This window comes from Sphingomonas sp. LY54 (assembly GCF_035594035.1).
In the GTDB taxonomy this organism is placed as follows: domain Bacteria; phylum Pseudomonadota; class Alphaproteobacteria; order Sphingomonadales; family Sphingomonadaceae; genus Allosphingosinicella.
The window spans coordinates 3,036,434-3,048,510 of record NZ_CP141588.1 but is presented as its reverse complement, the minus strand read 5'-3'; the positions used below and the strand labels follow the sequence as shown (position 1 = coordinate 3,048,510).

At 64.1% G+C, this 12,077-nt stretch carries 13 protein-coding genes and 1 pseudogene; 2 read left to right on the top strand and 12 right to left on the bottom strand.

The annotated features are described in order from the left end of the window. Positions 1-110: 110 nt before the first annotated feature. The 7 genes from SH591_RS15140 to SH591_RS15110 all read right to left on the bottom strand — a co-directional run bounded on the left by SH591_RS15140 (position 111) and on the right by SH591_RS15110 (position 4,611). Positions 111-1,094 (bottom strand): FecR family protein, encoded by a 984-nt coding sequence (locus SH591_RS15140; protein ID WP_324749808.1) that lies wholly within the window; start codon positions 1,092-1,094, stop codon positions 111-113. Beyond that, positions 1,063-1,665, bottom strand: a complete 603-nt coding sequence (locus SH591_RS15135; RefSeq protein WP_324749807.1) for an RNA polymerase sigma factor — start codon at positions 1,663-1,665, stop codon at positions 1,063-1,065. The genes SH591_RS15140 and SH591_RS15135 overlap by 32 nt, the downstream gene beginning before the upstream one ends. A gap of 300 nt (positions 1,666-1,965) precedes the next feature. Further along, positions 1,966-3,039: an ACR3 family arsenite efflux transporter gene (gene arsB, locus SH591_RS15130; protein WP_324749806.1), complete on the bottom strand. Its 1,074-nt coding sequence runs from the start codon at positions 3,037-3,039 to the stop codon at positions 1,966-1,968. Next, complete coding sequence (arsC, locus tag SH591_RS15125) at positions 3,032-3,439, bottom strand: arsenate reductase (glutaredoxin) (protein ID WP_324749805.1); 408 nt, start codon at positions 3,437-3,439, stop codon at positions 3,032-3,034. The genes arsB and arsC overlap by 8 nt, the downstream gene beginning before the upstream one ends. Then, on the bottom strand, positions 3,436-3,906 hold the full coding sequence (locus SH591_RS15120; protein WP_324749804.1) for an ArsI/CadI family heavy metal resistance metalloenzyme: 471 nt from the start codon (positions 3,904-3,906) through the stop codon (positions 3,436-3,438). The genes arsC and SH591_RS15120 overlap by 4 nt, the downstream gene beginning before the upstream one ends. Then, the gene (locus SH591_RS15115) at positions 3,903-4,253 is read right to left on the bottom strand and encodes an ArsR/SmtB family transcription factor (RefSeq protein WP_324751401.1); all 351 of its coding nucleotides are present in this window, start codon (positions 4,251-4,253) and stop codon (positions 3,903-3,905) included. The genes SH591_RS15120 and SH591_RS15115 overlap by 4 nt, the downstream gene beginning before the upstream one ends. Before the next feature lie 97 nt (positions 4,254-4,350). Further along, the gene (locus SH591_RS15110) at positions 4,351-4,611 is read right to left on the bottom strand and encodes a hypothetical protein (RefSeq protein WP_324749803.1); all 261 of its coding nucleotides are present in this window, start codon (positions 4,609-4,611) and stop codon (positions 4,351-4,353) included. A 553-nt stretch (positions 4,612-5,164) separates the two neighbouring features. Between SH591_RS15110 and SH591_RS15105 the strand changes: the two are divergent. Beyond that, a pseudogene (locus tag SH591_RS15105) lies at positions 5,165-5,317 on the top strand (IS5/IS1182 family transposase); the annotation flags it as partial. 96 nt (positions 5,318-5,413) lie between these two features. Here SH591_RS15105 and gstA read toward each other — a convergent pair. From gstA to SH591_RS15085, 4 genes are read right to left on the bottom strand one after another with little or no spacing between them, the layout of a single operon-like run. Continuing rightward, complete coding sequence (gstA, locus tag SH591_RS15100) at positions 5,414-6,124, bottom strand: glutathione transferase GstA (RefSeq protein WP_324749802.1); 711 nt, start codon at positions 6,122-6,124, stop codon at positions 5,414-5,416. A gap of 20 nt (positions 6,125-6,144) precedes the next feature. Continuing rightward, a complete protein-coding gene (locus tag SH591_RS15095) occupies positions 6,145-7,158 on the bottom strand; it encodes an LLM class flavin-dependent oxidoreductase (protein WP_324749801.1) in 1,014 nt (337 codons plus the stop codon). Next, entirely contained in the window at positions 7,155-8,249 is a 1,095-nt protein-coding gene (locus SH591_RS15090; protein WP_324749800.1) for a Gfo/Idh/MocA family protein, read from the bottom strand. Before SH591_RS15090 ends, SH591_RS15095 begins: the two co-directional genes overlap by 4 nt. A gap of 16 nt (positions 8,250-8,265) precedes the next feature. Then, a complete protein-coding gene (locus tag SH591_RS15085) occupies positions 8,266-9,114 on the bottom strand; it encodes a universal stress protein (protein ID WP_324749799.1) in 849 nt (282 codons plus the stop codon). A gap of 113 nt (positions 9,115-9,227) precedes the next feature. Between SH591_RS15085 and SH591_RS15080 the strand changes: the two genes are divergently transcribed. Continuing rightward, positions 9,228-9,689 (top strand): MarR family winged helix-turn-helix transcriptional regulator, encoded by a 462-nt coding sequence (locus SH591_RS15080; protein WP_324749798.1) that lies wholly within the window; start codon positions 9,228-9,230, stop codon positions 9,687-9,689. A gap of 205 nt (positions 9,690-9,894) precedes the next feature. Here the strand turns inward: SH591_RS15080 and SH591_RS15075 are convergent, their stop codons facing one another. Further along, positions 9,895-11,895 (bottom strand): serine hydrolase domain-containing protein, encoded by a 2,001-nt coding sequence (locus SH591_RS15075; protein WP_324749797.1) that lies wholly within the window; start codon positions 11,893-11,895, stop codon positions 9,895-9,897. Positions 11,896-12,077 lie beyond the last annotated feature (182 nt).

The following is a 12,077-nucleotide window of genomic DNA, read 5'->3' as shown; positions in this document are numbered from 1 at the left end:
GATCGAATGACGCGAAATCACAGTGGTAAACCCCCGATTGCCCGCGGCGACGCCGCTCTTCGGAGGCTGAGAGTCTTCGGGCCGACGGTTCCGCCACCCGAACGATTATTTTATTGCCGCCCGCCCTGCCGGCTGAGGATCACGGCCCGCTCGGCCTGCTCGACCCGTGCGCCGAATATCTCCGCCACCGCCCGGCTGAACCCGACAGGATCCCCAGCCGCGAACAGCCCGGTCACCGGCTCCCGGGCAAGCCCGCGGTCGCGTATCACGATGCGTACCGGGCTATAGCGCGCGAACTCCGCGGCCGCCCAATCCAGCCGCTCGCCCTCCAGCGCGATCTTGCCTTCCCGCCAGGCAAGCTCGCGCGTGACGATGTCGGGCACCACCGGCTGCGGCGCCGGGGTCGCCGCGTCCGGGCCCGGCGGCGGCAGGACGATCCGGCTATGGGCGCCCATTACCACCGGGGCCGGCAACCCGGTCCCGCCGAGCGCAAGGCCGCCGCGATCCACCAGGATATCGATCGGCCTTGCGCCGAGCTTGCGGACGCGGAAAGCGGCATGAGAGGCACGCAGCCGGGCATTGCCGGCAGCGACGAGGAACGGGCGGCGACCCGGGACGACCGCGAAATAGGCCTCGCCGTCGATCAGCTCGATTCGGCGCTCGGTTGCGCTGTAGCGCACCTTCACGCTGGACTGGGTATTGAGGATGACAGTGGAGCCGTCGTCGAGCGTGACGAGCCGCACCTCGCCCAGCCGGGTCGTGATCGCCCCGGCTGGCGCGCTCACGCCCAGCGCGACCAGCGACGCGCCCACGGCGACCGCCGCGCCCCATCCCAGGGCGCGGCGCCGGGACACGAGACGGACGGGGCGATCAGGCGCCGGCGGCGGCTCGAAGCCCGGGCCGAGCGCTTGCGCAGACTCGCTCAGCAACGACACGGCGTCGGCTCGCAGCAGGGCGCCGCGCCGGCGCGGATCGCCTTTCAGCCATGCGTCCAGAGCCCGCGATTCTTCGTCGGAAAGCGGCCCCCGGTCGAGCCGCGCGATCCAGTCGGCAGCTTTCTCGTCAATGTATCGACTGGTTTCGCGCGCAATCATCTAGAGTAGCAATCTCCAAGGGCGGAGCCTTAGAGGCTTCTACCCGAGCCTTTCCGCCATGACCAAACCAGTCAATCAGAAATCGGAGGCCCCGCGAGATATGCTTCTCCACCGTATTTTCGGAAATCGTCATGCGGGCGGCGATCTCGCGCTGGGATAGGCCTTCGACGCGCCGGAGGATGAAGGCCTGCTGGGTCTTGGCCGGCATCGCACCGATCGCATGGACGAGCCGCTCCCACTCGTTGCGCGCGATCGCGACCTGTTCGGGCGAGGGGCTGTCGTCGGCAAGCTGAAGTTGCGCGAGGTCGCCGATTGCCTGGATCGAGACGATCCGCGCGCGCCGCACATGCTTGGTGATCACCGACCGCGCGACCTGGAACAGATACGCGCGCGGATGGCGGATGCCCTCCACCGACTCGAGATCGGCAAGGATGGCATAGGCTTCCTGGATGATGTCATCGACGTCGAGCCCAGCAGACTGCCGGCGCGCGAGCCAGTTTCGCAGCGCCGGCTCATGCGGCAAGATATTGCGGAGGAACCATAAGGTCCGCTCCCGGTCGATCACGCGCATCAGCCACCCTTGGGAAATTGAGTCCGGACGTCGGTGAGCCGCCGGGAATCGACCAGGGTGATCGGCCGGCAGCGCCGCGGCCCGGATTAGCCGGCTAATGTGACAGCCTTCGTTCAGCGAATGCTAGAAGAGGCGCTCACGACCTCGCGTGCTGAAGCGCCTGGGGACGCGGCGAAAGGGGCTCCTCAAGCGCGAGCAGCCGCAGGGCCGGAATCGGGGGGCTGTTCTTTAAGAGTAATTACGGGAGCACGGGAGGCCACTCTGAACGGCCGGAGCTGGCCGCAAGGCGCAGGTCGGCGTTCAGGCCGAAGCCAATGACTCCCCCCGTTCGTACCAGCCGCGCGAGCGCTTCACGATAGCGACGACCGACAGCATCACCGGCACCTCGACGAGGACGCCTACGACCGTTGCCAGGGCCGCGCCGGAATTGATCCCGAACAGCGAAATGGCAGCGGCGACGGCGAGCTCGAAGAAATTCGAAGCTCCGATCAGCGCAGCGGGCGCCGCGACGCACCAGGCGACTCCGAACTTGCGGCTGAGCCAGTAGGCCAGGCCGGCGTTGAAATAGACCTGGATGAGGATCGGCACCGCCAGCAGCACGATGACCAGCGGCTGGGCCAGGATCTGCTCGCCCTGGAAGCCGAACAGCAGGACGAGCGTGGTCAGCAGAGAGACGAGCGAGATCGGCCCCAGAACGCGCAGCAGTCGATCGAGCGCAGCCTGTCCTCCGCTGGCGAGCACGCGCCCGCGCACCAGCTGCGCGATGACGACCGGGATCACGATGTAGAGCACGACCGAGAGCAGGAGCGTGTCCCAAGGCACGGTGATCGAGGCCACGCCCAGCAGCAGCCCGACGATGGGGGCGAAGGCGAACACCATGATGAGGTCGTTCAGCGCGACCTGGCTGAGCGTGTAATTGGGTTCGCCGTCGCAGAGGTTCGACCAGACGAAGACCATCGCCGTGCACGGCGCAGCGGCGAGGATGATGAGCCCGGCAATGTAGGAGGATATCTCGCCGGCCGGCAGCAGCGGCGCGAACAGCCAGCCGATGAAGAACGTGCCCAGGGCCGCCATCGAAAAGGGCTTCACCGCCCAGTTGATGAACAAGGTGACGCCGACGCCCTTCCAATGCTGGCGAACCGACCCCAGCGCCCCAAAGTCGATCTTGAGCAGCATCGGGATGATCATCAGCCAGATCAGGACAGCCACGGGCAGATTGACGCGGGCGAGCTCGGCGGCGGCTATCGCCGCAAAGGCGCCGGGAACCGCTGCCCCGAGCCCGATACCCACCGCGATGCAGAGCAGCACCCAAACCGACAAATAGCGCTCGAACGTCGACATTGCGGGCCGCGCCGCCGCTTCCGCATCAGCCATGGGCCGGCACCACTTCGCCGTCTTCCTTCACGAAATCGGCGTCGAGAGGCCGGTCGAGGACCGACAGCACTTCCTCGGACGGGCGGCAGAGCCTTGCGCCCTTCGGCCCGACCACGATCGGGCGGTTGATCAGGATCGGGTGCTCCATCATCGCGTCGATGAGTTGGTCGTCGCTGAGCGAGGGGTCGCCGAGACCGAGTTCCGCAAACGGCGTCCCCTTCTCCCGCAGCAGATCGCGCGGGCCGATGCCCATGCGCTGGATGAGCGACACCAGTTCCTTCCGGCTCGGCGGCGTGTCCAGATAGTGGATCACCTCCGGCTCCACCCCGGTGGCGCGGATCAGCGCCAGCGTGTTGCGGGACGTCCCGCAGGCCGGGTTGTGGTAGATGGTGACGCTCATCCGCAGCAGCTCGCGGTCTGCGCGGGCATGGCCGGAGCGCAGCATGCGCCCTCTGCGGCATTGGCGGAAAGAGCCGCCAGCGCGGGGCTGTCGCCGTAGACCGTCGCCTCGCCGTTCGTGAAGAAGGCTTCCCACACGATGCCGTCCGGATCGGAAATCCAGCTCTTCTCCGACTTGGCGTAGCAGCAGGTGGTCGCGCCTTCCTCCAGGACGGGCCGATCGGCTGCCTCGAGGCGGCCATAGACTTCGGTCAGCTCCTCGGCGCTTTCGACCTGGATGCCGAGATGCTCGATCCCCCTGGCGGCGTGGTTGCCCGAGGAGATGGCGAAGTTCACCCGGGGATCCTCGAGCATCCACTTGGCATAATCCGCCTTCGTCACGGTCGGCTGCGCGCCGAACAGGGTCGAGTAGAAGCGAACGGAACTATCGAGGTCGGCGACGCCGACGTGGACATGCAGGCGCTTCATGCGGACTTCCTTTCCTGGGGGTGCGCGGCATCCTCGCCGCATTGAGCCGCCGGCGCGCAGGTCGCGCCGCCGCAGCAATTCTCCATGAGGTAGCCGACCAGCGCGTTCATCGCCGCATAGTCGGCCGTGTAGATGAGCGAACGCCCCTGCCGCCGCTGCCGGATCAGCCCGGCGCGGGTGAGGTGCGCCAAGTGGAACGACAAGGACGAGTTGGGGACGCCGAGCTTCTCCGCGATCGCGCCCGCAGGCATGCCCGCGTCGCCCGCCTGCACCAGCAAGCGGAACAGCGCGAGGCGATGCTCCTGGGCCAGGGCGCCGAGCGCCTCGACGGCGGCGGGTGGCTTCATTTCCATGAAGATCGAAATATCGACGGCCATTTGGCAGGTCAACATATATTTCGACTGCGCTCGAAATGAAGGGGTCAGCCCTACCGTGTCGCGAAGTTTAGAGCCCAGCCCGATCGAGAGCTGCCTTCAGTTCTGCGTTGTCGGATGCAGCGCTTTTCGGCGTGAGCCGGTTCAAGGCTGTCTGCACGCGTTTCTGCGCCACCTGCAGCGCCTTGTGTCGCACCTCCCGGGTTGCATTGGTCCGCCACGAGCGACTCTCGCCAAGGAGGGCTGCCCACTTGGCCTCCTCGGCGGCCAGAATGGCCACGGCCAGTCGCAGACCATCCCGGCGCCCGTGCTCGTAATCTTCGTTCACCATGCGCTCCTTAGACACGACCCCATTTTCACACCTGCTCGAAGATATTTGCGATCGATACAGCGAACTGTGAAGGCTGCTTTTGTGGCCAACGCAGTCGCGACTTGCTTTTGGCTGAATCAAGTCCGCTTTCCGGCACCGCCGGTGGAACTCAGCACGACCGCAATTGGCGCTCAGCGGAACGGCCGGATCTGGCCGCTAACGGACAATCCGCTTTTGGGTAGCAAAGGCGAAAACCGGACGCCGTGTAGCAGGTGGCCCAAAGTCGCGAACGACACCGCTTAACGAGCGACAGGCGAGACCTTGGAAATGTAGCGCGCGAATTCGAACCCACCCGCCCGATAGCGTACTGGGCCGTCGGTATCTGCGCCGACCGGCCGGCGCGCACCTCCCCGCGAACTACTTGCGGATGCTCCAGCTGGACTAACAAGGCACCTTGCCCGAGGCCTGCCAAGACACCCGGGCGGCGCCCGGCCGCCGGCGGCCAAGCTAGGGTCAGGACCCATTGATCTTGCGCCTGCGGCGTGATTCAGAGTCCGCAGGGTGAGCCCGTCATTACGACAAGCGCCGCTACAAACGCTGCAACAGGATCAAGATCATGTTCGGCAGGCTCAAGGACTGGCGACGGGTCGCCACCGGCTACGACAGATGCCCAAGGGCCTTCCTCTCCGCCGTCGCTCTCGGCGCTACCCTCATGTTCTGGCTATGAACGGAGAACCAGTCCTGACCCTAATCCAGGGCGGCCTTCTTGAAAACGGCGTGGCGGGCCAAGGCCTCACGGCCAGTCGCCCACCCGTGGCAGGCTTCAAGCAGCCTGTCGTAGCCCTTCCGCCTCCAGAGCGGCTTGCACGGCCTTGCGCGCCAGCACGCGCTTGCTGAACGCGGCGAGGTTTGGCCAGCGTTCGAGGTCGATCTGAATCCTGGGCGACCAGCTCAGCATTGTGAACAGGTAAGCGTCCGCCACCGTAAAGTCCGGGCCAGTCAGATAAGGTCGTCCATCGGCGAGGATCTGTTCCATGACCTCGAGCTTGCGTTCGAGCCCTTTTGTGACCGTTTCTCGCGCTTCGGGTGCCATCGCAGGGTTGAAGAGCGGGACGCAGCCTTTGTGCAGTTCGGTTGCGATGAAGTTCAGGTGACCATTGACGCGGGCGCGCTCGACCGTGCCGGAAAGTGGCGCCAACGTGCCGGGGGCATACTTGTCGACCAAATACTGGACAATGGCCGCACCCTCGGTCAGCACCTCGCCATCGTCCAGTTGAAGCGCCGGCACGTAACCCTTGGGATTGACGGCCATGAAGTCCGCGCCGGACGCGGTCATCTTCGTACCCTGATCGACGGCCTCAAGCGCAAACTGCAGCGCGAGTTCACGTAGAACGATGTGGGGAGACAGCGAGCAGGAGCCTGATGTGTAGAAGAGCTTCATGAAATATCCCAATGTTGACGCGGTGACAGGCCGCTGATAACGGTCAAGGTGCTCAGCGAGGCTGAAGACCTGAACAAGCGTGAGGCGATCCATTGCACGGCCTCGTTGAGCTGCTAGCGCACCCGCCTGCTCGAACTGATGACGTTCCTGGACATTGCCTCGGCGATTAGTTCAACCGAACGCAGCCGTGCCTGATGGTCGTAGACATCGGACACGATCATCAGCTCGTCGACTCCCGTTTCAGCAACGAACGCCTGCAGTCCTGCGCGCACCGTATCTGCGGAACCGACAACCGAGCGCGCCAACATGTTCATGGCCTGCGCCTTTTCATGCGGCGACCAATAGGCTTCGATATCGTCGATAGGCGGCTTGCTCAGGCCGCGCCGCCCGCTGAAGAGGTCAGCGAAGGACATCTGCTGCGTGGTCCAGAGCCGCTTCGCTCCCGCGTCGGTATCGGCGGCGATGACGTTGATGCCGGCCATCGCATAAGGCCGGTCGAGTTGCTCGGACGGCTTGAATCGACTGCGATATATCTCGAGCGCCTGCATCAGCATTGCGGGCGCAAAATGCGAAGCGAAGGCGTAAGGTAGTCCGAGTTCGGCTGCCAGCGTCGCTCCGAAGTTGCTCGAGCCCAGTATCCACAGAGGCACGTTGGTCCCTGCCGCCGGTACGGCAACGATACGCTGGTCGGGGCCGGCAGGCGCCAGAAACGCCTGGAGCTCCAGGACATCCTGCCCAAACTGGTCCGATGCATTGGGAGCGCGCCGCATCGCCCGGACCGCGATCTGGTCGGTGCCGGGCGCGCGGCCTAGTCCAAGATCGATCCGTCCGGGATAGAGCCGCTCCAGCGTACCGAACTGCTCGGCTATGATGTAGGGCGCGTGGTTCGGCAACATGATGCCGCCCGCGCCGACCCGGATCGTTTTGGTGCCGCCGGCGATATGAGCCATGACGATCGACGTGGCGGCGCTGGCAATCCCCTCCATGTTGTGGTGCTCGGCCACCCAGACACGCTCGTAGCCCCATTTCTCCGCATGGGAGGCAAGGTCTCGCGCATTGTTGAGGGCCGATGTGGCGTCGGTGTCCTGCGTGACGCGCACCAGTTCCAGTATCGAAAGCGTCGTCATTTCGGTTCACTCCGGGCAGCGGAAGTCTCGATCGCGTCGATCGTCTCATGGAGCGCAACCGCGTCCCGAAAGGTGGGCGCGGAGCGTGTGCCCGAGCGGATATCCTGCGCGATCAGGGCATAGAGACGGGCGACATTGCGAGCGACCGAATTGTCCGGCCAGCCTTCATAAGCCAGCGCTGGCGGCGTTAGCGGCACCAGTTCGCTCGTCTCGCCGTTGGCGCCCTTGATGGATAGCTGCACGATCTGGCCATGGCCGGTCGCGCCTGTGACCTGAATGTCCCCATGCGTCCCGTTGATCTCCCAAAGGAGGTTGGTCCCGCGAGACATGCCTCCGCGATAATGGATCGAAAAGGCCGCTCCACTGGCGAGCGCACCATGCACAAGGATCTGGTCGTGGGAGGTTGTGCCGATCGTCTCAGCCGTATCGGCCACACGCACGGTATCGCGACGGCTGATCATGCGCGCCGACAGGTCACCGAAGTCGCCGAGCACCTCGCGCATGCCGGCCAGCGTGTGTCCCAGCGGGATGCTGAGAAGGGTTGCACCATTGCTCTTGTCGTAGAGATAGGCGTGGGCGGCATCAGTCTCGCTGCCCCATTGGCCGCCACTGCCCACGAGAGTCGTCGAAAGGACTTCGCCGACATAGCCGCCGGCGATGAGCTGACGAAGGAACTCGAGCTCGGGAGCAACCCGCATCTGCGTGCCGATCGCCGCGACCACGCCTTTCGCCTCGGCGAGAGCTGCCATTTGCAGGGCTTCGGCGAGACCGTTGCCGAGCGGCCATTCGCAATAGACGTGCTTGCCGGCATTCAGGGCCGCCGTCACGAGATCGCAGTGGTGCGGCACCTTGACCGTTACGACGACCAGATCGACTTCGGGTGAATTGACCAGCGCCGCCGCGTTCTCGAACGCATAAGGCAGGCCGAACGCTTCGGCGGCATTCTTCGCGCTGGCATGGCTGGTGTTCGCGACACCCACCACCTCATACTGGTCCGGCAATGCTCGCAATGCCGGAACATGGGCTGTGGCGGCCCAGTGGATGCCGGGATTGAGGCCGATGAATCCGACTCGAATGCGCTTGTCAGTCATGGGTGTTTCAGCTCTTTCATCGAGATATTAGCAGCGGCAGCCGGGCGCTGGACAACAGCGACCGGGTGACGCCGCCGAACAAAATCTGGGCGGTGCGCGGATGGCTGTAGGCACCGATAACCAGCAGGTCGGCGTCATGCTCTGCCACCTGCTCGAGGATTACGTCCGCAACCGAGGCGCCCTCGGAATGGATATTGACGATCTCGGCGCGCGCGCCGTGCCGGGACAGGTGTTCGAGAAGGTTCGCGCCCGGCTGGGCCTCGGTTTCGTCGGCACTCCGTATGTCGTCAACGGTCATGATCGTGACGCGCGACGCGGCCTTGAAGAACGGGACCGCGTCGTTGACCGCCCGGCGCGCTTCGCGGCTGCGATTCCATGCGATCACCACATTCTCGCCGATAGTCTCTCCGTCCCACGCCCTCGGGATCAGCAACACCGGAATGCCAGTCGTCAGCAACAGGCGCTCTGCCGACCAGCCCGCCGGGAGATCTTCCGGTTTCGGATGCGCCGCGACGATGAGATCGCAGTGCAGCGCGCGCAAAATGGCTTCGTCGTGCATATCGTCGCGCCAAACAATTCGGAACTCGGCGCCAATTTCGTACTCGCGGGTGAGCTCGGCAAAATGTCGGGCGGCGGCCATCACCTTCTGTTCGTCGGCCAGGCGCTGTCGCGCGATTACCTCTCGGATGGCCTCCGTGCCTCTCGCAAACGTATCGCTGGGACGCGCGCTGTCCTGGGCCAGGCCGTAGACGCCGACGAGATGCGCGCCGTGCCGGCGCGCGAGCGCGGCCGCATGTCGCCCTACGTGCTCGCCGACGGTCGTGGCATCGAGGAATACGGCAATATCTCGCCAGACGGGCAACAAGGGTTCAGTCCTTCGTTCATAAATATCGTCGAGCGGCCAAGCGGCATTTCGACCAAGCTGCTCCTATCTGATATGCTGACGTGTCAACTAATTTCAAGGGCTGGGGTTTACCGATGCGAGACGAAGAAGACTGGAAATTGGCCCTAACCTGGATGATCCTGCCGGTCGGGCGCACGTGGTATCGCGCGGCAAGCAAGGCGTTCGAGGATTTCGGGATGTCCTTCTCGACCGCTGCACCGATCCTCGCGATAGCGAAACTGGGCGATGGCTCACGCCAGAACGTCGTAGCGGAGGCGATCGGGGTCGACAGGGCAGCCATGGTCCGGTCGGTCGATCAACTCGAGTCATTGGGACTGGTGGAACGCCGTACGGACCCCGACGACCGGCGCGGACGCAAGCTTCACCTCACCGAACAAGGGCGCTCACTGGCAAAAAGGCTAGACTTGGTTGCCGACGATATTCGGAAGCACGCTCTCGCTTCGGTCACGACCGCAGATGGCGTGGCGGCGGTGCGCGTCTTGCAACATCTGGAATGTGCCGCCCAAGAGATGCTGCGAAGCGAAGACTCCCGCTAATCCCCAGCAAAGCGCCGCACCCTCCGGAGCGATGTCGGCTACTGGCGTCGCGAACTGATCCTCCGAGCGACGACATTGGCGCATTGCCGAGGTGACCGGAACTAGCCGTTGTCGGACGGCCTTGCTTCGGTGAGTCACTACGGAAAGGCAGACATAGCTGACCTCCAGAGAGGTCTATCCAGGATTGGCTTCGCTAACGCGACATTTACTCTTCGACGAAGACAAACTCGTGCTGACTATCCCTCGCGGTCAGGGTTTTCTTGCCGTCCTTGGTGCCAGCGACAAGCGGGAAGAACAGAAGCGTGGGGTCAAGCCCGACGAAGCTAATCGTGCCGTCCTCGTTGCGCTTTGTGCCCATTGGGGAGCCCAAGGTGCGGAAGTCGAAGCGGACGCCGGCGCCATCGCGCTTGACGAGAATCCTTCCCAGATCCGGGCTGACATAGGAGGAAGCCAGTGCCGCAGCGGCTTGACTGTCGGGGACAACAGATACGAGCTCACGTTCCTTGGCGATCTCGGCGCGAAGCCGCTGCGCAGCCGCCGAGACGTCGCCCGCGGCTTCGGGTTTCCCGTCATACAGCAATTCGAGGAGGCGACGCATGAAAGGGCGTAGCAGCGACTGCCCGTTGTCCGAGTTCGTTAGGATCACCGCCCCGACATTCGCATTAGGTATGATGACGATGTCGCTCTTGTATCCGGCGAGGCTGCCGCCGTGGTGGACCACGTCCACTCCGTAGTCCCGGTCGACCTGCATACCCATTCCATAGTGGCGGTCTTCGCCTACCGGCACGGTGGCAACCCGCCGCTCTAGCAGGTTTTTCGCGGAGACATGCTGCCGGCCGTTATCGAGCTTTCCTTCATTCAGCTCAAAACGAACATATCTGATCAGGTCGTTCGCCGTCGACCATGCGCCACCGGCGGCGCCGTAGCGGGTGAATGCGTAATTGAGCTTCATGCCCGCATCCAGGACCAGTTCAGGTTCGGCTTTGATGTTTTCGCCGTGCGGCCGCGCCCAATTGCCGCTGCTCGCCTTGTTAAAGTCGAGAGTGGTTCGAGCCATTCCAAGAGGCGCCCAGACGTGCTCGGTAACGGCGCGGTCAAAAGCCCGATCGAGGTCCAAATTGGGGTGGAGGAGATAACCTGCCAGATAACCGGCGGCCGAGGCCATCAGGTTGTTATACTGGAACACCTCGCCGAAGCCGCTGGTCGGCTCCGTCGCTGCGAGCTGCACGAAGGTATCGGCCGCGGCGGCATCGGGATTGGAGTTAAGGACGACCTGCATGTCTTTGCGCGGCAAGCCAGTGCAGGCGCAAACGAGGTGCCGAACCAGGACCTTGCTGGTGGTCTGCGGACTGCCAAGCTTGAAAGATGGATAGACCTGAGTAACCGGCTGGTCCCAAGCGAGCTTCTCTTCGTCCACCAACTTGGCCAGCAACAGGGTTGCCATTCCCTTGGTATTAGACGCGATCGCGAAGGTGGTATCGGCGTCTACGGGTGTGGGATCACCGAGCTGCCGCACGCCGAGCCCAGCGGAGTAAATGGTCCCCTGCTGCGTAGTCAGCGCGATTGCTGCACCAGGTATCCCAAGCTCCTTCATCGATTGTTCTACAAACGTGCGAAGCGCTGCGATGCGGCTAGCGTCCATCGGATGGGCGGCGCGGCCAGCGAAGGTCTCTCGTTTGTACCCGGCTGGACGGAGGCTCTGCTGGACCAAGCCTATAGCCGCCAGCCGCTTCTCTGCGGTGGCCTCGGCCCCGTCGACCAGTACCACGGTCCACTTCGTCCGGCCCCGGAAGGCGACGGCATATAGGACGCGCTTCTCGTTCGGAGATGTTTCGTAGTCTACTACCTGGCGTTCGTCCCAGCCGTTGCGCGCCGCGCGTGCAGTCACGAGCTTGGCTGGTCGAGCTTGCGCCGGCCTCCAGATTTTCCAAGCGGCCGCTGCCGCCGCGCCGGCGTCTTGTGCCGCGCCTACATCGACGAGAGCCATCCGGAAGTCTCTTTCGGGAGCCGCAAGTTGAACAAACTTCGACTCGGTCGTGAGGGTCCACCCCGCTGGTGCAGTGAATGTCGCGCCCGATGGAGTCGCATGGGCATCGATAGTGACGGCAGCGGGGCTCTTCCCACCCGGAGCGGTGGCGACCGCCTGCGCGAATGACGTTGCTGCTCCAGTAAGCAGAATGGCGCAAGCTGTGACGAAAAGACGCATCGAATCTCTCCCCCCGGGAAGATGTCGAGCCTACTTCGTGCCCAGTCGCCGAGCAAGCTTTGTTCGCGCCCAGTCGCGACATCAAGTCGCCACTTGCAACGCGAGAGCCATCCACACAGGATATTCTCGCTCATGCTGGTGAACGTCTGCTTTGGTACTTATCGCCCGCGCGGCTGAATAGC

Bases quoted from the DNA above. Each gene is read 5' to 3' on its own strand.
- arsB (WP_324749806.1), bottom strand. From the start codon at position 3,039: ATGGCTGATGCGGAAGCGGCGGCGCGGCCCGCAATGTCGACGTTCGAG.
- gstA (WP_324749802.1), bottom strand. From the start codon at position 6,124: ATGGATCGCCTCACGCTTGTTCAGGTCTTCAGCCTCGCTGAGCACCTT.
- SH591_RS15120 (WP_324749804.1), bottom strand. From the start codon at position 3,906: ATGAAGCGCCTGCATGTCCACGTCGGCGTCGCCGACCTCGATAGTTCC.
- SH591_RS15075 (WP_324749797.1), bottom strand. From the start codon at position 11,895: ATGCGTCTTTTCGTCACAGCTTGCGCCATTCTGCTTACTGGAGCAGCA.
- SH591_RS15080 (WP_324749798.1), top strand. From the start codon at position 9,228: ATGCGAGACGAAGAAGACTGGAAATTGGCCCTAACCTGGATGATCCTG.
- SH591_RS15095 (WP_324749801.1), bottom strand. From the start codon at position 7,158: ATGACGACGCTTTCGATACTGGAACTGGTGCGCGTCACGCAGGACACC.
- SH591_RS15140 (WP_324749808.1), bottom strand. From the start codon at position 1,094: ATGATTGCGCGCGAAACCAGTCGATACATTGACGAGAAAGCTGCCGAC.
- SH591_RS15110 (WP_324749803.1), bottom strand. From the start codon at position 4,611: ATGGTGAACGAAGATTACGAGCACGGGCGCCGGGATGGTCTGCGACTG.
- SH591_RS15115 (WP_324751401.1), bottom strand. From the start codon at position 4,253: ATGAAGCCACCCGCCGCCGTCGAGGCGCTCGGCGCCCTGGCCCAGGAG.
- arsC (WP_324749805.1), bottom strand. From the start codon at position 3,439: ATGAGCGTCACCATCTACCACAACCCGGCCTGCGGGACGTCCCGCAAC.
- SH591_RS15090 (WP_324749800.1), bottom strand. From the start codon at position 8,249: ATGACTGACAAGCGCATTCGAGTCGGATTCATCGGCCTCAATCCCGGC.
- SH591_RS15135 (WP_324749807.1), bottom strand. From the start codon at position 1,665: ATGCGCGTGATCGACCGGGAGCGGACCTTATGGTTCCTCCGCAATATC.